The 26,717-nt window shown below is 35.6% G+C and carries 25 protein-coding genes; 4 read left to right on the forward strand and 21 right to left on the reverse strand.

What is annotated here, in order from left to right:
- Positions 1–158 precede the first annotated feature (158 nt).
- The 7 genes from BXY64_RS02910 to BXY64_RS02940 all read right to left on the reverse strand — a co-directional run bounded on the left by BXY64_RS02910 (position 159) and on the right by BXY64_RS02940 (position 9,174).
- A complete protein-coding gene (locus BXY64_RS02910; RefSeq protein WP_211334396.1) occupies positions 159–1,160 on the reverse strand; it encodes a bifunctional heptose 7-phosphate kinase/heptose 1-phosphate adenyltransferase in 1,002 nt (333 codons plus the stop codon).
- Positions 1,161–1,265: 105 nt separating this feature from the next.
- Positions 1,266–3,740: a replication restart helicase PriA gene (gene priA / locus BXY64_RS02915; RefSeq protein ID WP_120238466.1), complete on the reverse strand. Its 2,475-nt coding sequence runs from the start codon at positions 3,738–3,740 to the stop codon at positions 1,266–1,268.
- 232 nt (positions 3,741–3,972) lie between these two features.
- Positions 3,973–5,820 carry a 6-phosphofructokinase gene (gene pfkA, locus BXY64_RS21585; protein ID WP_120238467.1) on the reverse strand — a complete coding sequence of 616 codons (1,848 nt, stop codon included), beginning with the start codon at positions 5,818–5,820 and terminating at the stop codon, positions 3,973–3,975.
- A gap of 20 nt (positions 5,821–5,840) precedes the next feature.
- Positions 5,841–6,536, reverse strand: a complete 696-nt coding sequence (gene cmk, locus BXY64_RS02925; protein ID WP_120238468.1) for a (d)CMP kinase — start codon at positions 6,534–6,536, stop codon at positions 5,841–5,843.
- 137 nt (positions 6,537–6,673) lie between these two features.
- Complete coding sequence (porQ, locus tag BXY64_RS02930; protein WP_120238469.1) at positions 6,674–7,705, reverse strand: type IX secretion system protein PorQ; 1,032 nt, start codon at positions 7,703–7,705, stop codon at positions 6,674–6,676.
- A gap of 58 nt (positions 7,706–7,763) precedes the next feature.
- Positions 7,764–8,270 (reverse strand): YkgJ family cysteine cluster protein, encoded by a 507-nt coding sequence (locus BXY64_RS02935; protein ID WP_245996578.1) that lies wholly within the window; start codon positions 8,268–8,270, stop codon positions 7,764–7,766.
- A 4-nt stretch (positions 8,271–8,274) separates the two neighbouring features.
- Positions 8,275–9,174, reverse strand: a complete 900-nt coding sequence (locus tag BXY64_RS02940) for a DMT family transporter (RefSeq protein WP_120238470.1) — start codon at positions 9,172–9,174, stop codon at positions 8,275–8,277.
- 383 nt (positions 9,175–9,557) lie between these two features.
- Here BXY64_RS02940 and BXY64_RS02945 point away from each other — a divergent pair, with 383 nt between their 5' ends.
- Together BXY64_RS02945 and BXY64_RS02950 are read left to right on the forward strand one after the other, a co-directional pair.
- Positions 9,558–10,190: a DUF2975 domain-containing protein gene (locus tag BXY64_RS02945; protein ID WP_120238471.1), complete on the forward strand. Its 633-nt coding sequence runs from the start codon at positions 9,558–9,560 to the stop codon at positions 10,188–10,190.
- A 10-nt stretch (positions 10,191–10,200) separates the two neighbouring features.
- Positions 10,201–10,404, forward strand: coding sequence for a helix-turn-helix domain-containing protein (locus BXY64_RS02950; protein ID WP_110361114.1), 204 nt, complete (start codon positions 10,201–10,203; stop codon positions 10,402–10,404).
- Here BXY64_RS02950 and BXY64_RS02955 read toward each other — a convergent pair whose 3' ends face one another.
- The 14 genes from BXY64_RS02955 to BXY64_RS03020 all read right to left on the reverse strand — a co-directional run bounded on the left by BXY64_RS02955 (position 10,405) and on the right by BXY64_RS03020 (position 24,287).
- A complete protein-coding gene (locus BXY64_RS02955; protein ID WP_120238472.1) occupies positions 10,405–10,785 on the reverse strand; it encodes a DUF1801 domain-containing protein in 381 nt (126 codons plus the stop codon).
- 15 nt (positions 10,786–10,800) lie between these two features.
- Positions 10,801–11,178, reverse strand: coding sequence for a hypothetical protein (locus BXY64_RS02960; RefSeq protein WP_120238473.1), 378 nt, complete (start codon positions 11,176–11,178; stop codon positions 10,801–10,803).
- Positions 11,179–11,925: 747 nt separating this feature from the next.
- Entirely contained in the window at positions 11,926–12,651 is a 726-nt protein-coding gene (locus BXY64_RS02965; RefSeq protein ID WP_110361111.1) for a sulfite exporter TauE/SafE family protein, read from the reverse strand.
- Positions 12,652–12,709: 58 nt separating this feature from the next.
- Positions 12,710–13,102, reverse strand: coding sequence for a GxxExxY protein (locus tag BXY64_RS02970; protein ID WP_245996579.1), 393 nt, complete (start codon positions 13,100–13,102; stop codon positions 12,710–12,712).
- 76 nt (positions 13,103–13,178) lie between these two features.
- Positions 13,179–13,625, reverse strand: a complete 447-nt coding sequence (locus tag BXY64_RS02975; RefSeq protein WP_120238474.1) for a FixH family protein — start codon at positions 13,623–13,625, stop codon at positions 13,179–13,181.
- A gap of 30 nt (positions 13,626–13,655) precedes the next feature.
- A complete protein-coding gene (ccoG, locus tag BXY64_RS02980) occupies positions 13,656–15,056 on the reverse strand; it encodes a cytochrome c oxidase accessory protein CcoG (RefSeq protein ID WP_120238475.1) in 1,401 nt (466 codons plus the stop codon).
- Between the two features lie 76 nt (positions 15,057–15,132).
- Positions 15,133–15,696 (reverse strand): cbb3-type cytochrome c oxidase N-terminal domain-containing protein, encoded by a 564-nt coding sequence (locus BXY64_RS02985; protein ID WP_120238476.1) that lies wholly within the window; start codon positions 15,694–15,696, stop codon positions 15,133–15,135.
- 16 nt (positions 15,697–15,712) lie between these two features.
- The gene (locus BXY64_RS02990) at positions 15,713–15,913 is read right to left on the reverse strand and encodes a cbb3-type cytochrome oxidase subunit 3 (protein ID WP_120238477.1); all 201 of its coding nucleotides are present in this window, start codon (positions 15,911–15,913) and stop codon (positions 15,713–15,715) included.
- Positions 15,914–15,995: 82 nt separating this feature from the next.
- Entirely contained in the window at positions 15,996–18,140 is a 2,145-nt protein-coding gene (gene ccoN / locus BXY64_RS02995) for a cytochrome-c oxidase, cbb3-type subunit I (RefSeq protein WP_120238478.1), read from the reverse strand.
- Between the two features lie 4 nt (positions 18,141–18,144).
- The gene (ccoS, locus tag BXY64_RS03000; protein ID WP_120238479.1) at positions 18,145–18,345 is read right to left on the reverse strand and encodes a cbb3-type cytochrome oxidase assembly protein CcoS; all 201 of its coding nucleotides are present in this window, start codon (positions 18,343–18,345) and stop codon (positions 18,145–18,147) included.
- A gap of 47 nt (positions 18,346–18,392) precedes the next feature.
- Positions 18,393–20,858, reverse strand: coding sequence for a heavy metal translocating P-type ATPase (locus BXY64_RS03005; protein ID WP_120239741.1), 2,466 nt, complete (start codon positions 20,856–20,858; stop codon positions 18,393–18,395).
- A 171-nt stretch (positions 20,859–21,029) separates the two neighbouring features.
- The gene (locus BXY64_RS03010) at positions 21,030–21,950 is read right to left on the reverse strand and encodes a c-type cytochrome (protein WP_120238480.1); all 921 of its coding nucleotides are present in this window, start codon (positions 21,948–21,950) and stop codon (positions 21,030–21,032) included.
- A gap of 12 nt (positions 21,951–21,962) precedes the next feature.
- The gene (nrfD, locus tag BXY64_RS03015; protein ID WP_120238481.1) at positions 21,963–23,303 is read right to left on the reverse strand and encodes an NrfD/PsrC family molybdoenzyme membrane anchor subunit; all 1,341 of its coding nucleotides are present in this window, start codon (positions 23,301–23,303) and stop codon (positions 21,963–21,965) included.
- A 48-nt stretch (positions 23,304–23,351) separates the two neighbouring features.
- Positions 23,352–24,287, reverse strand: coding sequence for a 4Fe-4S dicluster domain-containing protein (locus BXY64_RS03020; protein ID WP_120238482.1), 936 nt, complete (start codon positions 24,285–24,287; stop codon positions 23,352–23,354).
- A 644-nt stretch (positions 24,288–24,931) separates the two neighbouring features.
- Here BXY64_RS03020 and BXY64_RS03025 point away from each other — a divergent pair.
- Both BXY64_RS03025 and BXY64_RS03030 read left to right on the forward strand, forming a co-directional pair.
- A complete protein-coding gene (locus BXY64_RS03025) occupies positions 24,932–25,159 on the forward strand; it encodes a DUF4492 domain-containing protein (RefSeq protein ID WP_120238483.1) in 228 nt (75 codons plus the stop codon).
- Positions 25,160–25,163: 4 nt separating this feature from the next.
- Complete coding sequence (locus BXY64_RS03030) at positions 25,164–26,717, forward strand: cytochrome ubiquinol oxidase subunit I (protein WP_120238484.1); 1,554 nt, start codon at positions 25,164–25,166, stop codon at positions 26,715–26,717.

Genomic DNA, 26,717 nt, shown 5'->3' on the forward strand with positions numbered 1-26,717 from the left:
AATTTTAAGCGACATTTAAAATTTTGAGTCATTCTAAAATACCAACAGAAACCATTAAATTATCAACATATTACTTGTGTGATTTAAGAAAAACGTTCTGAAATCAACTTCTTTAATATCAATTGTTTTCATAATCGAAAATGAGAGTTTAAATGATTTTAAACTTTTGCGAATAATTTAATGCTTTCTTTAAGTAATTGTTCTTTTTTGATTGGTACAACTACAGGAATTTCACATACAATTCCACCCGCTAAATTCGATATTGCAGCAATCTCTTTCGCATTCAAACCTGCCGTTAAACAAAGTGTTGCAACACTAATTACAGTATCACCAGCACCCGAAACATCTGCAATTTCACGTACCACTGCCGGAATGTGTTCGAAAGTATCTTCATTGCTGATAAAAACACCAAGTTCTGAAAGAGTTATCAGCAACTTGTTAATATTCATTTTATTCTGGAACTTTTTAGCTTCACTAAATAATCCTTCTATATTACCTTTTTCAAGGTTAAGATTTGATCCTTCAACAAACTCTTTGAAGTTAGGTTTGAATAAGGCTACGTTTTTATAATCTGAATAGTGACGTTTTTTAGGATCGACAAGAATAGGAATATTATTATCGTTGGCAAACTTCGTAATTTTATCAATTAATTTTTTGGTGATAACACCTTTATCGTAATCTTCGAAAATTACAGCATGAATTTCGTGTTTATCTATCAAGTTTTTAATATGATGAATAAATTCAGCTTCAATCTCATCAGCTAATTCGTGAGTATCTTCTTCATCTACACGAATAATGTGTTGATTATCGCTAATAAATCTAGTTTTAACTGTTGTTCTTCGATGATTGCTTACAATAATTCCCGACTGTTCTTCTTGAATATCATTAAGAAGATTTAAGAATTCTTCTCCTTTCTCATCGTTACCTATTACAGAGCAAAGGATAGGATTTGCTCCCATAGACTTGATATTAAGAGCAACATTGGCTGCACCGCCCAGTCGGCTTTCGCGATTAACGCATGAAACAATTGGTACGGGAGCTTCTGGTGAGATTCGATCAACTTTGCCCCAAACATAGGCATCAACCATTACATCACCAATAATTAGCACATTATAATCGGAAAAACTATCAAAAGTTTCTTCAAGTTCAGTTTTGTTCACAATAATTCGATTTTCGAGATTATTTAAGCAAAGATAAACAAATTCGTTTGTTGGTAAAGATTGCAGGAAATCCTTAGGTTTTTTTAACACTTATTTCATTTTAGCTTACATCGGATCAACATCAAAATTGATTTGTATGCTTTTAAATTTTTCAATCTCCTTCAGGAAATTTGCTTGCTGATTTAGAATCCATTTAGCCTTTGCAGGCGAACTTTTCTTTTCAATTTTTAAAAGAATATTCACGATAAATGAATTTTGAATTCGATTTATAACTGGAGATTGAGGTCCAAAAACTCTAATCCCAAAAATTTTGCGAAGTGAGTTTGCAAAATAATTGGCAGCTTCGTTAACCAGGCGTTGATTCTTGTGCTTCAAACTAATGTTGATTAAGCGATAAAATGGAGGATAGATATATTCTTTACGTTCTGCAATTTGTGATGAATACATCTCAAAATAGTCATTTTTAACTACGTTTTTAATGATTTCATGTTCAGGGGTATAGGTTTGAATTAATACCTTGCCTCTTTTCTTTTTTCTACCCGCACGACCTGATACTTGTGCCATCATTTGAAAACTTCTTTCGTAAGCTCTAAAATCTGGATAATTAAGCATAGAATCGGCATTTAAAATTCCAACTAAGCCAACATTATCAAAATCCAAACCTTTCGAAACCATTTGTGTTCCAACCAAAATATCCAATTCATGTTTTTCGAATTGATATATTAGTTTCTCGTAAGCATTTTTCTTTCTGGTTGTATCCAAATCCATTCTGCCAACTTTAGCTTCAGGAAAGTAGGAGAGAAGTTCTTCTTCAATTTTTTCAGTTCCGAATCCTCGATCTTCCATACCAGATGAGCCGCAATGTTCACAATTGTTTGGAGGTGTCATGCCATGACCACAATAATGGCATACCAGTAGGTTGGTATGGCGATGATAGGTAAGGCTAACCGAACAATTTGGACAGTGAGGAACCCATCCGCACGATTTGCATTCCAAATAAGGAGCATATCCTCTTCTGTTTTGAAATAGGATAATTTGTTCTTTGTTCTCCAAACTTTCAGTCATATGTGACATTAATTCGGGAGAAAATATCGATTTCATCATTTTCCTCCTGCGAGCTTCTTTAATATCAGCAACAATAACTTCAGGCATTTCAATTTCCTGGTGTCTTTTGAATAATTCCACCAAACCGTATTTGCCTGTTTGTGCATTGTAATAACTTTCTAAGGCAGGAGTTGCTGTTCCCAAAAGGGTTTTTGCTCCATGTAAATTGGCCAGGTATAAAGCTGCATCTCTTGCATGATATCTTGGAGAGGGATCAAATTGTTTGTAGGTGTTTTCATGTTCTTCATCAATAATAATTAATCCTAAATTATTGAAAGGAAGAAAAACAGAAGAGCGAACACCAAGGATTACCTGGTAAGCTTTATGAGAATCAGATTTCAGAATATTGTTATAGATTTCAACTCGTTCTGAATCGTTGAATTTTGAATGGTAAACACCAACTTTATTGCCAAAAACCGATTTCAAACGGTTAATAATTTGAGTGGTTAATGCAATTTCGGGAAGTAAGTAAAGAACTTGTTTCCCAAGTTTTAATTGTTCTTCTATTAAATGAATATAGATTTCTGTTTTACCACTAGAGGTTACACCATGCAAAAGCACGCAATTTTTGTGTTCGAAGTTTTCTTGAATCTCATTTATTGCAATCTCTTGATGTGGATTTAATTCCTTTAATCCTGTTGTATTGATTGAACTATGATCTAATCGGTCTAATTTTTCGAAGTAAAACTTTAAAATATTCTTATCTACCAACGATTTTAAGATTGCTCTTGAACAATCAACAGATTTTAAAAGTTCATTGCTGCTAACTTTCTCTGGTTTCTCCTCAAAATAATGCTTGGAAAGATTTAGATAAGAGTAAAGTAATTCTTGTTGTTTTTTTGCACGCTTCAATCGATTTAATATTTCACCAATTTCTTCCTCTGTGAAATTTGAATGCAGACTAACAAATTCTTGTTTTTTCTCTTTGTATCCCGATGAAATGTGCTCTTCAACCACCACAGCACCTTTGTCTAGTAATGACTTAATTTGTGGAAGTGTATTTTTTAATCCTGTAGCCTGATTTAAGCTGGCAATACTTACATCTTTCGACTTGCTTAAAATGTTTAGGATTTGATCTTCAGTTTTACTTAGAGTTATATCAGCAACAAATTCATCGTTAAGGATAATTTTTGTTTGGCTCTCCAATTTTAAACCCGATGGTATGGCAGCCTTGTATACATCACCCAATACTGATTGATAGTATTGCGATATCCAATCCCAAAATTTTAATTGAAAACGATTAATTACCGGAAAGTCATCCAAACAGGATAGTATGTTTTTTACCTTGTAATCGGTAGGGGCATTATTGTGAAGTGCTTGTACAATGCCTGTGTACAGTTTTTTTGTGCCTAACGGAACAACCACCCTTTTCCCAATGGCCATTTGGTCTTTAAACTCTTCCGGAATAGAATAAGTGTAAACACCGGCCAATGGAAGTGGCAGTATAATATCTGCGAAATTTGAGTTATTGTTCATTTTTGAGGCATTTTCCCCAAAGTTATTAGTTCTGATTGAAATCCCAAGGCAGGAATCTCAATCAGAAGAAATATAACTTGAACAAAAGCTGTCGCAAATTTTAATTATACCGATTGGCTTTTATAATGTCGATTATTTTCGATTCTCTCAATATTCTCCTATAAAAGTCTATCGGCATTAACAATTGTAGATACAAAACTCGCTAAAGCTTCATTTTGTATAACAATTGGTTTTAGATAGAAAGGATTTCGTTGATACGTAAGTATGTATCCTTAACTTTCTTTTTGTTCTTAATGGTTTTGTTGAAAGGAACATGAGTAACATCACCATGAACCATTCCTACCATGATACTTTTTTGATCATCCAACAATGCATCAACGGCAGCAACACCCAATGTAGAAGCAGTTACACGGTCGAATGCTGATGGAGAACCACCACGCTGCATGTGACCAAGTACTGATACACGAATGTCATATTCAGGATGTTCTTTTTCAATTTCTTTTGCAATCGTATATGCACCACCCGATTTATCACCTTCGGCAACAATTACAATACCACTTGATTTGTGTTCTTTATAACCTTTTTCAAGGTAAGCTTGCAATTCTTTCGCGTGAGTTTCTTTCTCAGGTATCAAAATAGCTTCAGCACCAGTTGCAATACCACTACGCAAAGCGATAAAACCAGCATCACGTCCCATTACTTCAATAAAGAATAAACGGTTGTGAGCGCTCGCAGTATCACGAATTTTATCAACAGCATCGATTACTGTATTGATCGCAGTATCGTACCCAATAGTATAATCGGTACCATACAAGTCGTTATCAATGGTTCCAGGGATACCTACAACCGGAATATCGTGCTCTTGTGTAAAGATACGAGCTCCCGAAAAAGTACCATCACCACCGATTACTACTAAAGCATCGATTTTGTTATCAAGCATTTGCTGATAAGCTTTCTGTCTTCCCTCCACGGTTCTAAACTCGTCGCTTCTTGCCGAACGAAGTATAGTACCTCCTTTTTGCAGGATGTTACTTACATCGTGAGATTTCATTTTCTTAAAATCACCATTAATAAGGCCTTCATAACCTTGTTTGATACCTACAATTTCAAGTTTGTTGAAGATTGCAGTGCGAACAACAGCTCTAATTGCCGCGTTCATACCTGGAGCATCACCTCCTGATGTAAGTACACCAATTTTCTTAATTCTTGACATACTAATATTTATTTTATTTTCAAGTTTGATTTTCTCAGTAATTTCGTTCATTAACCAACCAGGAGTGGATGTTGCCCCACTAATACCAACCGATTTTGCATTGGCAAACCAACTAACATCAATATCTTGTGGTTCTGATATGAAATAGCTATTTCGATTTATGCCTTTGCAAACATCGAATAGTAATTTTCCATTAGAACTTTTCTTTCCGCTTACGAAAACAATTACATCATGTTTTTGCGCGAACTCTTTAATTAAAGGCACTCGGTTTGCAACTTTACGACATACTGTGTCATGTGCTTTAAATGGAGCCTTCATTATTTTTTGTAATTCTTCACGAAGCAAATTAAACCCATCCAGAGTTTTGGTTGTTTGCGAGAACAATTCTGCTGGTAAATCCGGATTAACCGATTTTAGGTCTTTTGCTGTTTCAATAACAATTGCCTTACCACTGGTTTGACCTACCAAACCATTTACTTCGGCATGACCTTTTTTTCCGTAAATGAGAATTTGGCCATTTACCTTTTTAAGTTCGCGGAATGACTTTTTAATTCTTTTTTGAAGGTTTAATACTACCGGGCAAGTGGCATCAACGATTTCAATCTTATTCTTTTTTGCAATACGATAAGATGAAGGTGGTTCCCCATGTGCGCGAAACAGTACTTTCCTTTCCTTTATTCCTTTGAACTCATCATGTTCGATTGTTTGTAATCCTAAATCATTTAAACGGTTAACCTCAATGCTGTTATGAACGATATCGCCAATACAATACAGTTGCCCATCTTTACTTAAGTTTTCTTCAGCTTTGTTTATGGCATTTACTACGCCAAAACAAAAACCAGCATTAGGATCGATTTCAATCTTCATTTTTTCTCTCTTAAAGATAATTAAACGACTTCGTTCATTCTTTCAACAATCCAATCCAATTGTTCTTCTTTGCTAAGCTTGCTATTGTTAAGAACGATAGCGTCGTTAGCTTTGCGCAACGGACTTTCATCTCTATTTTCATCGATAAAGTCTCTCTTCTTCACATTTTCACGAATATCATCCAATGATATCTCTTCGCCTTTATCCTTAAGTTCTTTATAGCGACGGATTGCTCTTACTTCAACATCGGCGGTCATGAATATTTTTAATTCGGCATTTGGAAATACAACCGTTCCAATGTCTCTTCCATCCATTATTACGCCACCTTCTTTGCTCAATTCACGTTGAAAAGCAACCATTTTTTCACGAACAAACTTAATTTTTGCAATCAAGCTTACGTTGTTTGATACAGCTAGAGAACGAATTTCGTCTTCAACCAATTCACCATTTAAATAAGTTTCATGACGTTGTTTTTCGTCATTGTATTGAAATGATATAGAAACTTGATCGATTAAATGACTTAGTTTGTTCTCGTCTACCTTATCGTCATTTATAAGCGCGTTTCGCATTGCAAAAAGAGTTACCACTCGATACATTGCTCCACTGTCGATATAAGTGTAATTTATTTTTTTTGCTAAATCTTTGGCTACGGTGCTTTTACCACACGATGAGTGTCCGTCGATAGCTATAATTAATTTCTTATCAGATATATTCATTCTTTAGTATTGCTGGAAAAATTTGTGCAATTGCGTACAAAAGTAGTAAGAAAATCGATCAAAAATAGGATTCGTGATCTAAAAATGTAGCCTAGTCGTCTGTAAACGATTGCAATGCAGCTTCCCTAAGAATGGTTTTATCTGAAATTAAAGTCGCTAAGTCTCGTACTAACAGAAAAATGATTGCTTGATCCAGCAAGATGATATTTTGCCGAAGCAAAGTTGATACGAAATCGAGAAACTTTGAAGCCAAAACCCCAGGTGAAACCTACGGTCGATTTTTTTTCTTCTACGGCCAATTCATCGCGGCGCTGAAAGTTATAACCCAAACGTATTGCGAAATTTTTTGTTGGAAGAAATTCTGCACCAAGAATTAAATGTTTTAATGCTTTGTCAACAAATCCATCTTCCGATGATTGGTTTGAAAAAGTATCATCAACTTTATCCAAATCGGATTGATAAGATTGATTGAATTTTTCCAAATGACGATAGGTAAGGGCAAATCGGAAAGGGGCGTGTTGCAGTTTGGTACTCATTCCAATAAGAATTTCATTAGGCAAATCTTCGCGATGTGAACCATAATATGGCTTTACCTGATATCCAAAATTTTTTGCCACCAATGATGCTCTAAAAAGTTTATCGGAACTATCGTAAATAATGGCTAAATCGGTAGCCAAACCAAAAGAATTGTATTTTTCTAAAGAGGAGTAAATGGGTTTTAGTGTTAGCCCCACACTTAAGTTTTCGTTTATCTGTTTTCCGTAACTAATAAAAAGCGCATAGTCTGAAGCTTTAAACTTACCCGTGATATCGCCAAGCTCGCTGGCCTCGGTAAACTTGCCGTAATTTACGTAGTGCATTCCTAGCGAGAACGTACCAATGTTTTTATAGGTTTTGGTGTATGAAGCATATCCGTAATTGATATCGGCCAAGTAACTTACATAGTTCAAATTGATAGACTGATCTAATTCAGGATGTAAAGCTGCTGGATTGTAAAAGGCATAATCGGCATCTACATTTCCCAAAGCAACTTGATCTCCACCTAAAGCTGCAACATGCGCGGAACTTCCCAAGTTTAGGAATTCATAAATATTCTCTCCTGCCGACTGACTGTATGCCTGAAGACTGGAAAGTAATAGAATTAGGTATATGACAAGAGATCTGTTCATGTTTAATATTAGGAAATCTAAAGATATAAATCCGAATTGAAATTTATAATAATAAAGTTTACAATTGATCTTTTTTCTTTTTCAATCGATCGGTTACCTCGTAAACTGCCGGGCAGTAATGTGTGTTTTTCAAAGTTAAATTTAGGATCTGATAAAAGCGTTTTCTATCGGTATGTGGATATTCACGACAAGCTCTTGGGCGACTCTCGTATACCATGCAATAATTATCGGGCATAAGGAATGGGCAAGGCGTTTCACGAAATACATAGTCGTTGTCATTGTCCATTTCCAGATATTGATCAATTACTTCTGATGGTTTCATTCGCAAATGTTTGGCCAAACGTTCAATGTCTTTGTCGATAATGATTGGGCTAATGCTTTTGCAACAATTTGCACATTCAAGACAATCCAATTCTTCAAAAACTTCATCGTGAAGATCATGTACAATGGTATCCAATTGTTTTGGTTTCTTCTTTTTTAGTTTGGCAAAAAACTCTTTGGTATCGCTCTCGGTGTTCTTGGCTTTTACCTTCAACTGCTCTAAATCGATCTTTATTTTGCTCATGAAATTACTTCTTAACTTTTGAGAATTTTAGTTTGGCCTGCGATAAGAACAAGCCTGATATTACAATTGAAATCCCAAGCATTTTTTGAAATGTAAGTGTTTCGTTCAGTACAAAAAATGCAAAGATTGCAGTAAACACTGGAATGACATTGATAAAAATATTGGATTTGTTAATGCCTAAATGTTTTAATCCATAGGTAAAAAATATAAATGCCAATGATGAAGCAAACACAGCCAATTCAATCAAAGCAATCCAAACTTCGCTTGTTGGTTTTGCATTTAAGAAATGATTCAATTCAAAGCTTAGGAACAAGGGTAAAAAGAAAGCGATGCCTATTAAGTTTTGATAGGAAATCAGCGTAAGCGGATTGTATTTTGAAGCCAAGCCTTTTAATACAATTGAATAACCTACAGCAGCGCCTACAGCCACAAACATTAATGCAATTCCCAGAGGGGAAGCTACCAAATCGAATTGTTTATTGAAAATGATAACACCTACACCCACTACCGAAAACAAAATTCCCAACACAATTTTAGGACTTACCTTTTCTTTGTGAAAGAAATAAGCTGCAATTGGCGAAAACAATGGAATGGTTGAAATGATTACCGCTCCCAAAGTTGATGATACTAACTTTAACCCGAGACTTTCGCCTAAAAAATAAAGAAATGGCTCAAAAAATGCCAATAATATCAAGTGCATTCTGTCTTCTTTACGAATGCCTTGAATTCGTTTCAGGCTTTTACCAATAAGAAATAAAAGTGCAGATGAAATAATTAGGCGTAACAAAACTGTTGTCATTGGATTGTAAACCAAGTAAACAATTTTTACCCATACAAAAGAGAAACTCCAAAAAAGCATTGCCAATACAATACTGGCATATACCATAAGAGATTGTTTGTTCATTTTCAGAAAGCTTTGAATAAGTGTTTTCAATTCTGTAAAATCTAATTAAAAATCCCAAACTATGAACGATTTCTTCATTATCGCAAATTTAAATCCTCACAACCAATAGGTTGCTCTGGGTTAAAATTTTCTTTGGCCTTGAACTCGTCACATATTTTGGCTTATTCAAAGCTTTCTTTCAGTTAGCTTCAGAAATTTGAGGCGAAATTACATATAATTATTGAGGAATAATAAAGCGCTAGGTTGGTAGATTTTATGGGGGGTTTAGAAATTAACATTATTGAAAAAGAGAATGAAATTATTGAAAAACGATAAAAAAGAATTGAAAAACAAAAATAATTATTTAGGTTTGTGTCCATGTTAATCATTTTAAATATCAATTTATGAAAAAAGGAATAATAAATAGTTTGAGCTGGGTATTTAAAACTATGTACTCTTTAAGTGTTGTGGCTTTTGCTGGAATAATTATAGGAACAATTATTAGTCCGCTTATAAATCACTCTACAGGTTCGGATATTTTAAACTATAGTTTAAGCACCCATATCAAATTACCAGTTTCTTATGAAATATGGAATGATGGAGAGTTTAGTAATAATGCTAGTTTAAATGTCAATGAAATAAGTTTAAGTGTTAATTCGATTTGGTATAGAGTGTTAGATATTATAAGTTCATTGATTACTTATGGCTGTGTAGCTTGGGTATTTAAATTATTGAGTGAAATATTTAAATCTTTATCACAAAGTATTAAAGAAGTGCAATTTTTCGATCTTGAAAATTATACTAAAATAAAGAGAATTGGTTTTATTTCTTTGGGGTTTCATGTTTACGGTTTTGTTGAATCAATATGTATTGCATGGTTATTTATTGATGAATTATCCATAGGAGGTAAAGCGGTTTCATATGGTCCTGATTTATCAGATTTATCGCACCTATTTCCAATTTTAATTATTTTCGTAATCGCAGAAGTCTACAAAGCTGGAATAAAGCTAAAAGAAGAAAGTGAATTAACCATTTAAAAGAATAGATATGCCAATAATAACAAACTTGGATGTAATGCTTGCCAAACGCAAAATGAGTTCGAAGGAGCTTGCAGAGCGTATAGGTATTACTGTGGCTAATCTATCGATTCTTAAGAGTGGGAAGGCTAAGGCCATTCGTTTTTCTACGCTTGAGGCAATTTGTCGAGAATTGGAATGTAAGCCTGGGGATATTTTGGATTTTACTGAATAGTTACTTCTTGTCTCTACCGAACCATTTTTTAGTATACGGTATAGTATCATCAATTAAAAGGGCTTCCTGAATGAGAAGCATTACATCTTGATTGATATCGTTGAGCCTGGAAAGGCAGATACTCCCAACCATTTTTCGATCTCTGAAGTCGAGCAGTTTGTTTTCGTCGGCAAACTCAAGAGCTCTGGTAAAAGATAGGTCTACTGTTCCATCCTTATTGGGAAGTAAGTAACAAATCCAGGCTTTTCGGTAATAAAACGGAACTTTGTATCGGTACTTGGCAACAACATGAGGAAAAGACAACATCAGGTTATGAAGCTGCAAGAGAATTTCTCGTTGCTCTCCTTCAAAATTGTATATGTATTCTTCAACTTTGTCCATTGATATTGCTAAAGATTAAGAGTTAATATTTTGAAGCCAATTCAATGCCGCTTCTTCGGTTGAGAAGGCACCTACTTTGTATTTTTTATTTTCAGAAAGCATTTGAAAGAAAATGATAAGTGCTGTTTCGTTCGGATTGTTTACGATAAGTGCATCTGTAATGCTGTCGTATTTCTCCAGTGATTGATTATTGGCTTCAACAATTTTAGGAATATCATTGGGGCCAAAAGTCATTTCAGAATCAATACAGTTAGTCAGGATCTTTAGTGCTCTTGGGTAATTCGGATTACACTTGGTTTCGTTTATGTATTCAACAATTTCATTTAAACTTACTTTTTCAGAATATGTTGTTTCCAGAATTTGAGTCTGCTGATTAAAAAATGTTTTTATCATAGCGATAATGTAGTGGTTTTATTCAGAGATTAAAGGGCTTATATATAAAACTAGCTTCGATCTTTTCTATCTTAATTAATAAGTTTTGTAAGATATCATCTATTGATAAAAATAACAAGTCCATTTCTTAGAATAGAAAGTGTATTGATTTCATCTCAAAGTCTATTTCTTGGAGGTGAAAGTGTAATGAATGGATCTGAAAGGGCACTGATTGGAACATGAAGCCTATTGCAATAATTTGAGAGTGCGTTGATATCTTCTCAAAGTCCATTTCTCGAAGTCGAAAGTCTAATAATTAAACCTGGAATGTTATTTCTTGAAGTTAAAGATCTATATCTTGAAGGTAGAAGTCTATAGATTAGAACTTGAAGTCAATTTCTTATGACCGAAAGTCAACCGATTGAGCAGTGAACTCCATTTCTTAAAGTTGGGAGTCTATTTCTAGGTATAGGAAGCCTACTTCTCGAAACTGATAATCTGTTTCATGTGAATGCCTGCCTATTTCTTTAAGCTGATAATCTGTTTCTTGTGAATGCCTGTTTATTTCTTTAAGCTTGCTCTTTATTGCTGGTATATTTCGGGATAGTGTCTCAGATTTTGTGTAAACCTAATTTAAAAGTAATGTGCACACATCTGTCAGGGAAAGCCAAATGAGAGTCATTTAATATGGTTCCCTAACATTGCATTGGTTTACCCCAGGCACCAGAATTCTTTATGCATGCGAATTACATTGAGGCACTAACTTGATTAATGACAACAAGAAGGCTTTTCTTGTTGAGCTTCTTCAACAGGTACTGTCATTGCTTTTTCCGGTGGACTTAAATATGGAATTCCAAGGCTTAATCCACGAAGAATGAATAGCACGCCAATAAAAACAATTGCATACGGAATCAGTTTGGTTATTTTTTTTCGCAGTTCCAGTGTAATCATGTTTCCGATAAGAGAAATGGCCAAGAGCATTGGTAAAGTTCCCAATCCGAATATAAACATGAACAAACTACCGCTGGCCGATGATCCTGTTGCGATAGCTCCTGCAATGGCAAAGTATACCAATCCACAAGGCAATAAGCCATTTAATAATCCAATCATTAACAATGAGCTATAACTTCGCTGAGCAAATAGTTTTCCCAATGACATTTTTAATTTGCCTACGAATGAGAATACCCCTTTATCGGCATTGAATCGATTTTTATAGATGGATGGTGTTATTACGGAAAGAATCATGATGGCTCCCATAATAATGGATACCCATTGTTGAAATCCGCTCATTACCAATCCACGCCCCAGAAGCCCGAATACTGCTCCCATTACCGCATAGGTAATTGCTCTACCCAAATTGTATAAAACGCCACCAAAGATTCTGGCTAACCACGAATCTGTTTTTAGCGGAATTGCTAGTGCTATAGGACCACACATTCCAACGCAGTGGAAGCTCCCTAAAAGTCCTAGAGTTAATGCTGATATATATACCATGTGTTTGTTTTGTTTAACCACAAAGTGCACTAAGTTCATTCACAAAGAACACTAAGTTTTAAAATATTACTCTTCTGATACCAAGTTTTAGCGATTTAACATTGAAGTTAACCAACAAACCCAATTTACATTTAGAAAGTTTCAGGTATGTTAATATCTGTGCCAAATGAACATCATTCAAAGTTTCAACAGACTTTATTTCTACAATTACAGAGTTCTCTACGAGAAGGTCGAGTCTATATCCACTTTCAAGTTTCACATCTTTATAAACCAAAGGAAGTGCTTTTTGCTTCTCAACTTTTAGTCCTTCCTGACAAAGTTCATAGTACAAACACTCTTCATAGGCACTTTCCAAAAGGCCAGGTCCCAAAGCTGTATGTACTCTAAATGCACAGTCGAGAACTTTCTTATAAATCATTTCTCTGCTTAAGATTGTAGTGCCTGGTACCATACTTTGATGTTAAAACTCTTAAGAATAAACTTTGTGTTCTTTGTGAAACGCCTTCGTGTTCTTTGTGGTTCAGCCCTTATTTACTCAAATAAATCGCCTCTTCCTTATAATAAGGAATATCATTAAAAACCCAATCTAATTTTATGGTGTATCGGCCTTTTAATAGATTACTTGTGTTTAAAATATGAACGCCGCTATCGTTTAAGGCTAATTTGTATTTCAGGTCCAAATCGTAATCGGCAGGTCGGTACACAATAATGTCGCCTTTTACTCCAGATTTCATATCAGCAGGAAAAGTAATTTCAATATGATCTCCCACTTGTTCAATACTAACAGGAGTTTCTAGCTGCTGTGCATTTTTAATCTTATTGATTTTATCCTGATGTTTCACCCCTGTAGGATAATAATCCTTCGATACCAGGTTTATCTTTTGAGTTGTACTAAATCCAACAAAAATCAATACACCAATAACGTATATCGATGCCATGATTCCCAGTTTTGTTCCCCAATTCAATTTCTTCATCTTATAACTCTCTATATATTTATCAGGCCATTAATTTGGCCCAACAAAAGTTAATTCCACCTCTTCAATTAATTTCTGATCTGCATATACTCCAATGTTAATTGGTACTTTATCGCCTTTAATTTCCGACTTAGGGAGAATGGCAAAAAATACACCTTCTCTTATTGAGCTTGCATCAGCTTTTAATTCTTCACCAATTACCTTAATCTCACCTTCGTGATCCATAATTTTAAAGTGAATTGGCATTTCTTCGGTAGTTTTGTTCACCACCTTAAAGTTATACATATTACTGATTTTACCATTGTCTTGCTGCTGGAACATTAAGCCAGGCGTACGCAGAATAATTGCTTCCAAATCGCTTCTTGAGGCAAACAATCCTATCACAACACCGATTAATGCTGTAAGTACTATTGTATAAGCAATTTTACGAACCGGCCAGTTGTTCTTTTTGCCTTCGGCGATATTCTTTTCAGAATCGAAACGAATTAATCCCTTAGGTTTACCAACCCATTCCATTACCGAATTACATTCATCAATACAAGCGGTACAGTTGATACATTCCAATTGAGTTCCATCACGAACATCAATACCTGTCGGACAAACATCAACACATTGATAACAATCGATACAATCTCCTTTTCCTTCTTCTTCGCGATCTTCACCAGCTTCAAGCGGAGCACGTTCTTCGCCTCGTTTGTAGTCATAGGCAACCACAATGGTATTTGAATCGAGCAATACACCTTGTAATCTTCCGTATGGGCAAATCATTCCGCATACCTGTTCACGCAATTTTGCGAATACAAAGTACATTGCTCCTGAGAAGGCTAATGCCACAGTAAAACCAACTTTATGCTCTGATATTGGATCGTTTATGATTTTCCACAATTCATCTATTCCAATAATGTAACTTAGGAATGTATTTGTGATAAGGAAACAGATGGCATAAAAGAGAATTGCCTTTAAACTTTTTTTCCAGAACTTTTCGAAGTTTAAGGATTGAGCATCTAGTTTTCTTTGTTCCTGGTGTGACCCTTCGATTAGGTATTCGATTTTTCTGAAGATGAACTCCATGAAAACAGTTTGTGGACAAGTCCACCCACACCAAATTCTACCGTAACTAACGGTGAAAAATACGATGAAAACAAATAGAGTGATCATCGAAAAAAGAAAGATGTGGAAATCCTGTGGCCAAAATCTTACACCAAACAGAATAAACTTACGCTCCAGAACATTTAATAGAAACAAAGGTTCACCGCCTACTTTTATAAATGGTAAGCCAAACATCAGCGCAAGCAATGTATAGCTTACTATATTTCTGTAGTTATAAAGTTTACCTTTTGGTTTCTGGGCGTAAACCCATCTTCGCTTTCCACTATCATTCAGTGTTGCCAACTGATCGCGATAAGTGTTGTAAGGATTTTCAGGAGCCATTGTTTTGTTTGTTGTTGTAATCTAAAAGCAAAAGAGTCTACCAGTAACATACTGATGACTCTTTTGAATTGTTATTTTATTCTACTAATTCACCTTGAGCTTCTCGTGCATTAGGAGGATTAGTTCCTACTAAACTCATGGTGTAACTTGAAACTTGTAACATTTGAACAGGCGAAAGTTGGTTTTGCCAAGCTAACATTCCTTTTAGTGGTTTACCTACCTTAATAATTTGGTAAACATCCTGCAAAGAACCTCCGTTTAGCCAGTATTTGTCGGTAAGGTTTGGTCCGATTGCATTTCCTTCTCCAACAGCACCGTGACATGCAATACAGTTCTTGTCGTAGATTTCTTTTCCTTTGGCAAGATTATCTGCATCCGTCATTAAAACCAATGCATTTTCATCAAACTTAGGTTTAGGTTTGTTTGCTTCTGCCAGGGCCATTTCCTTATTGTATTCTGCAATTTGTAAATCATCTCCGAACACATGATAGCGGAAAATGTAAACTGCCGAAAACACAATGGTTGCATAGAATAAGTATCGCCACCATTTTGGCATTGGATTATTCAATTCTTTGATGCCATCGTAGTCGTGATCGCTAATCAGGTGTTTGTTTTCTTCAATATATTTATCGTTATCCATTGGTATAGATTTAGGGTCAATTATTATTTATCTCAGAAGAATCCATATCATCTTCATCAAGAGCATAGCTTTCCATTTGAACGAAATAGGCCTTGTTACTTTTCTTAAAAGCCCACCAAACCATTCCTGCAAAGAACAGGAAGAAAATCAGTAATGAGATACTTGGAAAGAATCCCACATCTGATATGCCTTGTAAGTAATGACTAACTAATTTCATACTTAATAAGTTTAAAGTAGAAAGGAAAAAGGTTAAAGTAAATGTCTCCAATTACCTTATCCTTTATCCTTGTTACTTGTTTTTATTCTTTTACCGATATATCTCTACCCAAACGCTGTAGGTATGCAATCAAAGCAATAATCTCTTTGTCGCTTGTAACATCAATTCCATTTGCATTCAAATCAGCAGCAATTTCTTGGGCTTGTTTTTTCAAATCATCGTTTGCCACCTGATCGTAATTAGCAGGATATGGAGCTTCATCGTAAGGAACCCCAAGTGTGGTCATCGCTCTAATCTTCGCTGGAGTTGATGAAATGTCCAGTTCATCTTTAATCAACCAAGGATACTTAGGCATGATTGATTGAGCATTCATTTTCTGAGGATCCAACATGTGATTGTAGTGCCATACATTGGTCTTGTACATTTTGCCACCAGGAACACCGGTACGAGCCAAATCCGGACCAGTACGTTTCGATCCCCAAAGGTGTGGATGATCATATACAAATTCACCTGCTTTAGAATACTCACCATAACGCTCCGTTTCAGATCTAAATGGACGAACCATTTGCGAGTGACATGTGTTACATCCTTCACGGATATAAATATCGCGACCTTGTAATTCAAGTGGCGTATATGGTTTTACACTTTCAATGGTTGGTACATTTGATTTGATCAAGTAAGTTGGGATGATCTCGAAAGCACCACCAATTAAAATTGCTACTGTTGATAGGATCATAAACTGTATAGGTTTTCTTTCTAACCAACGGTGTAAACCTTCTCCTTTTTCACGTTTTTTAGGAGAATGCAATGCTGGAGCCGAAGCTTCTTCATTATCTGCACATTTTCCTGAAGCAGCTGTCTTTAACAGGTTGTAAACCATCAAGAACAAACTTGCAAAGTATAATAATCCACCAAGAACACGTACGTGATACATTGGAAGAATCTGGGTAATTGTTTCAAGGAAGTTAGGGTAAGCCAATAATCCGTCAGGAGTAAATTCTTTCCACATTAAAGTTTGAACTACAGCTCCCCAGTACAATGGCAATGCATAGAAAATCATACCTAAGGTTCCCATCCAGAAGTGAGCATTCGCCAATTTTTCCGAATACAATTTGGTTTTCCACATTTTTGGGAATAGGTAGTATAGCATACCAAAAGTTAAGAATCCATTCCAACCCATAGCTCCAATGTGAACGTGAGCAATTGTCCAGTCGGTATAGTGTGTTAATGAGTTCACCCATTTTAATGACATCATTGGACCTTCGAAAGTTGACATACCGTAAGCGGTTACGGCAACCACCATAAATTTCAATGTTGCACTATCGCGAACTTTATCCCAAGCACCACGAAGCGTAAGCAATCCGTTGAACATACCACCCCACGATGGAGCAATCAACATGATGGAGAATACAACTCCTAATGACTGAGCCCAATCAGGAAGCGCGGTGTATAACAAATGGTGAGGACCAGCCCAGATATATAGGAATACCAATGCCCAGAAGTGAATAATCGATAATCGGTATGAGTAAACCGGACGATTCGCCGCCTTAGGCAAGAAGTAGTACATCAATCCCAAATAAGGAGTGGTTAGGAAGAATGCCACTGCATTGTGTCCGTACCACCATTGTACCAAAGCATCCTGAACACCAGCATAAACTGGGTATGACTGAATCCAGCTATAAGGAAGCTCGATTGAGTTACCAATGTGAAGTACTGCAACCGTTACAAAGGTTGCGATGTAGAACCAAATGGAAACATATAGGTGATCGGCTCTACGTCTTAGAATTGTACCAAACATGTTCCATCCAAATACTACCCAAATAATTGTAATTGCGATGTCGATTGGCCATTCCAATTCTGCATACTCTTTACTGGTAGTGATACCAAGTACGAAAGTAATGGCTGCAGAAACAATAATTGCCTGCCATCCCCAAAAGTGAACCCAGCTTAGTTTATCGCTAAACATTCTGGCTTTTAGCAATCGCTGCAGCGAATAGTATACTGCGGCAAAAATACCATTCCCAACAAATGCGAAAATTACCGCATTGGTGTGGATTGGACGAATACGTCCGAAAGTGGTGTATTCCAAATTAAAGTTAAAAACAGGGAAAGCAAGCTGCAAGGCTGCCAATAACCCTACCAACATTCCGACTACACCCCAAAGAATGGTTGCGTAGGCAAAATATTTAACGATTTTGTTATCGTACGAAAAATGTTGTGTTTCCATTAAATTAAGATTTATGGTTCTTCTTTGCTGTATTTTCTAGATCTAATAATTCTTCGGACTTCTTCTCTTTGTCTTCGAATAAAATTCTTACCGAAGGAGAGTAGGAGTCATCGTATTGCCCTTTTTTAACGGCCCATAGAAATCCAATTAGGAATCCTCCTGCCACTAGCATACTCACACCGATTAAAACGAACAATACACTCATACTTTATAACTGTTAGCTATTAGCTTAAAGCTTCTAGCTGGTTTATACTAATTCAATTGAACAGAATTGGAGGTTTGATATGTTTCCAATCTATTCTTCTCTTTATATTTTTTACTTTCTTCTTTGTTTTTTGCAATCAAATTGGTTGTGATGGTTGTAAAAGCCACAATCGAAACGGAACTAATCGGCATTAACAGTGCTGCAACAATAGGAGATAATATCCCTTGTATGGCAAAATAAAGGCCGACAAAGTTATACATAAACGAAAGCAAGAAACTTAATTTTACAATCCAAATGCTCTTCTTTGTAATAGATAAGAACCGAGTCAGTTCAGAGAATTTTGAGGATTCCAAAATCGCATCGCATGCAGGTGAAAAATGGTAAACATCATCTGCAATTGAAATTCCCACATCGCTCGACTTTAAAGCTCCGGCATCATTTAATCCATCGCCAATCATCAATACTTTTTTGCCTTCTTGCTTCAGTTGATTGATATATTCCAACTTATCATTTGGCGATTGATCGTATCGAAGGTTAGATGAGGCTGGAAAAATTTTCTCCAGGTTTTCTCTTTCTGCATCATTATCACCGGTAAGAACGTGTAAATCATATTTCGATGATAAGTTTTTAATTAAGTCTGATAAACCAGATCTGTATTGATTGCTTAAAGTAAAGTGACCTTTCACATTTCCATTAACCGAATAATAAACTTCTGTAGTTAAAGATTTGCTTTCTGAAATTCCTTCTGAAATGAATTTTGCTGAACCTAGTTTGATTTCGTGACCATTAACAATCCCTGATATTCCCATAGATGGAAGCTCATGATAATCTTCTACATCCTCCGGACTGATATCTCTTAGGTGATCGTAAATTGATGAACTTAAGATATGAGTTGAATGTCTGGTTAAAGACTTTACGGCAACATAATCATCAGAAGTCAATTTTTCACCTTCAAAGGAAATTTTCACTTCATCAGCTTGGGTAATGGTTCCAGTTTTATCGAAAACAATGCTAGTAATGGAGTTTAATTTCTCAACAACATGAGAACCTTTCAAATAAATTCCCAATCGGCCCATTAATCGCATGGTATTACCCAATGCAAAAGGAGCAGATAATGCCAAAGCACAAGGACAGGCCACAATTAATACTGATGTAAAGGCAAAAATGGCTTTGCTGGTATCATTAAATAGCCAGTAAACGCCACTTAATACCGCAATGGCAATAATAATTAGCGTAAAATGTTTACTAATTCTGTCTATTAAAGAATTTAGCTTTGAGGCCTCACTGTTTTCTTCATTAAACTGATTCCAAAGCTGAGTCAGACGGCTTTGAACTACATCTTTTTCGATGGTTAGTTCAATAGCGCTACCCATTTGCTTACCACCAGCAAAAATTTGATCTCCAGCTTCCTTGAATACGGGTTTCGATTCTCCTGTTACAAAACTATAATCAATCTGAGCATCTCCTTTGGTCAGAATACTATCTGCAGGAATTAGTTCCTGATTTCTAATCAGAATGATATCACCTTTTTTCAATTTTTCAATTGGAGTACTTACCTCTTGGCCATTTTCCATTTTACTAACCGCAACTGGAAAATAGGAGCGATAATCTCTCTCGAAAGACAAAGCCTGGTAAGTTCGGTTTTGATACCATTTGCCAATGAGAAGGAAAAATATCAATCCTGTAAGAGAATCCATATATCCGGCGCCAGTTCCAGAGAATATTTCATAAGAACTTTGAATGAATAAAGTCAGAATTCCCAGTGAAATAGGAACATCAATATTTACAAAACGATGTTTGATTGCTTTGTAAGCTGAAACCATGTAATCATTACCGCTATAAAGAAATACCGGAAGAACCAGGAAGAAATTCATCATTCCAAAGAAGTTCTTGAAATGAGTTTCCAAATATTCATTTCCAGGAACATATTCAGGCAAACTTAAAAGCATGATGTTTCCAAAACAAAAGCCTGCAATACCTATTTTGTAAAGCAATTTTTTGTTGGCATCCTTGTTCTGCTTTTGCTGAAGTTTGTCCAAAGTAATTTCAGGTACATAGTGAATGGAAGAAAGTAATTCTGCCAACTGGCGAATGCTAACCTGATCAGAATCGAAGGTTAAGCTTACCTCTTTTTTTACAAAATTGACCATCGATTTTAATACTCCTTGATTCAGAATATTTAAATTTTCGAGCAACCAAATACAAGAGCTACAATGAATAGCTGGAACGTACAATGTAAGTTTACGGATATTTCCTTCAGAGAAATCATACAATTGACTGGCAATTTCTTCTTCATCAAGAAATGCAAACTTCTCTTTAAATTTTCCGCTCTCAATTTTAATTCCTGGATTGGACTCAAAATCGTAGTACGAACAAAGCTCATTTTCATGCAAAAGCTGGTATACAGTGGAACAACCGTTGCAACAAAATGGCTTGTCATTCCACATTACCGGATACTTGCCACAGTCGTCGCCACAGTGGACACAAATTTGATTTTTTGTTTCTTGCTGCATATTTGCCATCTTGCAGAGCGTAATTTTAATTCTGACTATGAGAACAGATTCAAGTTTAATTTATATTGTTGTTGCGATAACCGCTCTTCACTTTCTAGTTGGTATTGGATATCTTCTTTACAAGTTGGGAAGACCTTCAAAATCCCAAAAGGAAGAAAGTGAAGAAACAGATTAATCTTTGCTTTTTGCCAATTTTGGTAGTTTAATCATTTGGAACAATACCAGGAAGATTACACTCCAGATTGCTAAAACACCACCAACAAAAGTCACAATAATCCAGATTGGAGCATTTGCTCTTGTTCCCCACATTGCTCTTTCATCAAGTGGATTTACAGGATCGGTGGGAACACCAAGAGTAACGACTCTCGCTTCTTCCAATTTTCCATAGAAATCATCATCGGTTACTTTCACAAGCATGTTCACTTGTCCTTCTCTGTCTCCAGGAAGATCTGCAGGAAATTGAACCTTAACATCACCTTTTTCGTTCGTGTAAGGATCTTCACCAGATACATCAAGATATCCGAAGCTTCTCTTTACCAGGAAGCTCATTTCGATGCCTTGTAGACCTACACGTTTTCCTTTTTTAGTAACACCACTTAATTTAGCCAATAATGTTTTATTAGCTTCATTAACGTTTAATTCAAGTTTAACATCAGTAACCTCTGGATTTTTAACCTCTGCTACTTGTTGTTTAACCTTTTTGTTTTTGTCGAAGGATCTTAAAAAAGCAATTACCATCCACTTGTCTTCATCACTAATGGTTTTCTCGAAAGTAGGCATTGCACCTTGTCCCTTATTTACCTTGTAGTAAATTTCCCCATCAGATTGCACCAGGAAATTTTGTGCACCCAAATCGGTTGGAGCAACAGGAGCTAAAGGAAGCATATTTGCGATTGTTGGATCACCATGACAAGATTTACAGTGAAGGTTGTATATTTTTTTACCTGTACTTACATTCTTTGATGTTGCTTCGTACGGATTTTGTTTCTTTTTAGCAGAGTTTGGAACAGTCCAGCCCTGCGCATTTGCCAATGAGCCTGAGAAGATAAAAATCAGGAACAAAGCAGCTATATTTTTAATTGTATTCTTCATGATTCTTTTCGTTTAGGCATCAATTTTAACTTCAATTCCTTTGCTCTCTGCTGTTTCTACAATTGGTACAACAGGGAAAATTTTAGAAAGTACAGTGATAATCAAAAGTACCAATGCAAAGCTTAGAACAGTAACCGAAATTTCGATTGCAGAAGGATAGTAATGCACAAAGTTTTCAGGAACATTCTGGATTGGAAGATGAGGATGAAGCATTGTAGGGATTACAATTACATAACGTTTAAACCATGCACCAGCCAAAACAAATAATGAAATGATCATGATTGGTAAAGGCTTTCTGAATTTCTTGTTCACCAATAGAATAATAGGAATAATGTTTCCTAACAATTGGGAAGCCCAGAACATGATTGCCCAGTTTCCATAAAATAATTCCTTCAAGTGAATGTCATCACCAGTTTTCATTTTATAACCAGGAACCAAAAATTCATTCAGGTTGAAATAAAGGTACACCAAACAAACAGCAACCAAAAGCTTACCCATTTTATCGAATTGCAAATCGGTAATGTAATCTTGTAGCTTGTAATTTACCCTGAAAAAATACATGGCAATGATTAAGGCTGCAGAACCTGCAACGAATGCACCAGCCACGAAATAAGGGCCAAAGATTGTTGTATCCCAACCATTGCGCAGAGTTGCTGCAAACAACCATGATGTAACGGTGTGGATTGCAAGACCAATTGGAACAATAAGAACCATTAATGTTCTAATCATTTTGTGAAGGTGCTTGTGTTGTTCTGGTGTATTGATATATCCTAAAGAAAGAATATTATACAACTTCTTCATGATTGGGGAAGCCTTGGTAAGCTCTTTTTTACAGATTGCCAAATCAGGAATCATTGGTAAAATCAGTAATAGTGCACTCACCGTAAGGTAAGTGGTAATTACAGTTACATCCCAAAGAATTGGCGACTGAAAACGACCATGAATCATTACATTTAATACTCTGTCTGGTCGACCCATATCCAACACAATTACCAAACCCGCAACTGCCACAAAGGCTACGGCTATAATTTCGGCAATTCTTGAAATAGGTGTTATCCAGTCGATACGAAGTAATCCTAAAATTGAGGAAATTAACATCCCTACCAAACTTACTGCTACAAAGAACACGAAGTTGGCAATGTATAATCCCCATGAAACGTAATCGCGCATGCCGGTCACACCTAATCCATCTTTTAACTGGATGTAGTAGGCCCAACCGCAAACACTAATTACGGTAATTAGAAATACAATCCAAAGTTCAAGACCTTTATGGTTTTGCATTGGATGTAGAATGTCTTTTTTTATTTTTTCAAACGAAAGATTAGTTTCTTTCTGTTTTGGTAAGTCATTCATAAGATTTAGTTATTTAGGGCAAATAATTATCTATTGTTTATTGATATTCTAGTGAAGATTTTCCTCGTTTAACAAATCGCCATTAAACTCAAAAGCTCTGTTTTTAGGAGGTAGATAGTAAACTCTTGGCTTGGTACCCAATTCTTCCATTAATGTATAACCTGCGTTGTCCTCAATTAATTTAGAGAAACGCACTGTTTCACCAGAGGTTCCGTTGGTAACTGCATCTTCATTTCTATCTCCAAAGTAGTATACACCATTTGGACATGCTGATACACATGAAGGAAGTTTATCTTCACGTAATCTATCTGCACTAAACAGACATTTACTTACGGTACCTTTTTTCTGTGGAACGTTAGCTTCTATGTTATAGGTGAGATCTTTATATTTTTCGGCATCTTTAGGTTCTGTCCATTGGAAAATACGTGCTGAATAAGGACAAGCTGCAATACAGAATCGACAACCAATACATCTTTCATTGTCAATTAGTACGATCCCATCCTGACGCTTGAAAGTTGCATCAACAGGACAAACCTTTGTACAAGGAGGATTATCGCAATGTTGACAAGGTTTTGGCATGAAATAAGGAGCTGTATGATCAGCATCTTGCATTTGAAGCACATTAATATGGTGTTGGTCAGCTCTTAGTTGGTGGTGGTTTTGACACGCCGACATGCATTTTCTTGCATTTCGACATTTACTCAAATCAATTACCATCACAAATGATTTTCCCGGAATACCTTCTCGTCCTCTTTTTTGAAGTTCATCAAGAGGTTCATTAACCGTAGGTCGCAATTGGTTTTTGTCTACTTGCACAAGTTGTCCGTCTTGTGTAAGCAAATTCACCATTTCTGCTGGTTTTTTAGCTGCTGCTTTAGCTGCTCCAATTAGAGAAAAGCTACTAACAACACCTGCAGCACCAACTGAAATACCAAAACTTTTCAGGAATTTTCTTCTGCTGTTGTTCGATGTTTCTTCTTTCATTATGATTTAAGGTTAGTTTTCAAATAAAATATCAATTATACCTTCTAATTAGGCGGAACAATTGAGTAGAATAGCAACTCTTTAAAATCATTCTAAATAAGAATGGGCAACTCTTGATTTTGCTGACCTTAAAGGCTTTTTGTTTAATCTTTTTATGTTTCACCAACGTTAGCGTTGTATCTCAAATATAAAGAAATATATCGAAATCCTGATCTTGCATTTTAGCTTAATGACTGGAGGAAGTGTTTTTATTATTTTAATTCGATTTTTATAGCGTTGGCTCTAATTTTCTGAATGTTTGATAGTTATTGGATTTTTTGATTGTTCTGGGAGTTGTTAACTAACATTTAGTGAAATATTACACTTTATGCCTATCCAGATGAATAAACAGATTTTCAATAGCTCTAAAATCAAGATTTATAGATAGATGTGAGATATATCACATTTAGACAAATGCCTGTTTATTAAATGTTTATTGATTTTTTAAATGCTGTTATAAAAAGTATCTATGTGGTAGTACTTGAATGCTTAAGAATATAGTATACATTTGAATAGTTTATTGATAAGCAATAAGGGATGAAAATATCTTTTATTTATCGAATGAATTACAAACGTTTAGCAAATGTTTAAATCAGGAATCACTTATGAAACTGCTGTTGACGCTTAAAAAAATAGGGATGTTTTATTACGAAGGATTTGCAGGGCAAAAATCATGGAGTAGACAAGTATGGTTGATTATCATCTTGAAATTATTTATTATGTTTTTTGTTTTAAAGCTATTCTTTTTTCCAAATTTTCTAAAAACAAAATATACTAACGATAAGGATCGCGGTGATTACGTGATTGAACAATTAACTAATCCTAAAAAATAGTAATATGATTGAAAACTTCGACATGTCATTGGTCGATTGGTCCAGAGCTCAATTTGCTTTAACAGCAATGTATCACTGGATATTTGTGCCATTGACACTGGGTTTGGCTTTCATTATAGCCATAATGGAAACCATCTATGTGAAAACAGGAAATCCGGAATGGAAAAAGATCACAAAGTTTTGGATGACACTATTTGGAATTAACTTTGCAATAGGTGTAGCTACCGGAATTATTCTGGAATTTGAGTTTGGTACCAACTGGTCGAATTATTCCTGGTTTGTGGGTGATATTTTTGGGGCACCTTTGGCGGTAGAAGGTATTATGGCATTTTTCATGGAATCTACCTTTATCGCTGTGATGTTCTTTGGGTGGAATAAGGTAAGCAAGAAGTTTCACCTAATATCAACATGGTTGGTTGCAGTAGGATCAAACCTCTCAGCTTTATGGATTTTGGTTGCCAATGGTTGGATGCAAAATCCAGTAGGAATGAAATTTAATCCGGATACTGCCAGAAATGAAATGGTGAATTTTTGGGATGTTCTTTTCTCTCCAACAGCAGTTAATAAGTTTTTACATACGATCTCATCGGCGTATACTTTAGCGGCAATTTTTGTAATTGGTGTAAGTGCATGGTATTTATTGAAGAAGTTGAATGTGCCTTTTGCCAAGAAAAGTATTGTGGTTGCAGCTGTATTTGGTTTAATAACCTCATTGTTTACAGTTATGACTGGTGACAATTCAGCACGTGAAATTGTTCGCGATCAGCCTATGAAGTTTGCCGCTATGGAAGGTTTATATGATGGTTCGAAAGGTGCAGGATTGGTAGCTTTTGGTATAATGTCGTCTACTTCGGAAAATGGAAACGACAACATGAAGGACTTTAATTTTAAGCTTGAAATTCCAAACCTGCTTTCCTATATGGCTTATATGGATGGCGATGCTTTTGTTCCCGGAGTAAATGATGTGATCAATGGATTTACTGATAATGATGGAGTAGTTCATCCTTCGGTAAGGACCAAAATAGAAATGGGACGTAAGGCCATTCATGCCTTGAAAACCTACAAGAAAGCTCAGAAAGATAAGGATGTTAATTTGGCTCAGACTTCTCTTGATGAGTTGAATGAGAACTTTAAATATTTTGGTTACGGATATTTTGATGATCCATACAATACCGTACCGCCAATCTCAATAACCTTCTATAGTTTCCATATTATGGTTGGATTGGGAATGTGGTTTTTACTGCTATTTACATTGGCCTTATTGTTCGTTTATAAAGAATCGATTGTGAGTAATAAGTGGTTTTTGCGTGCTGCAATTTGGAGTATTCCATTGGCCTATGTTGCGTCGCAAAGTGGTTGGATTGTTGCAGAAATGGGACGTCAGCCATGGGTGATTCAAGATCTGATGCCTACTCTTACTGCAGTATCAAATATCGATATAACATCTGTTCAGATCACTTTCTTTTTGTTTTTGACTATTTTTACTGGATTATTAATTGCTGAGATTAAAATCATGTTGAAACAAATAAAACTTGGACCAAATCATGGAGGGCATTAA

Origin of the sequence: Marinifilum flexuosum (assembly GCF_003610555.1) — a bacterium.
GTDB classification, from domain to species: domain Bacteria; phylum Bacteroidota; class Bacteroidia; order Bacteroidales; family Marinifilaceae; genus Marinifilum; species Marinifilum flexuosum.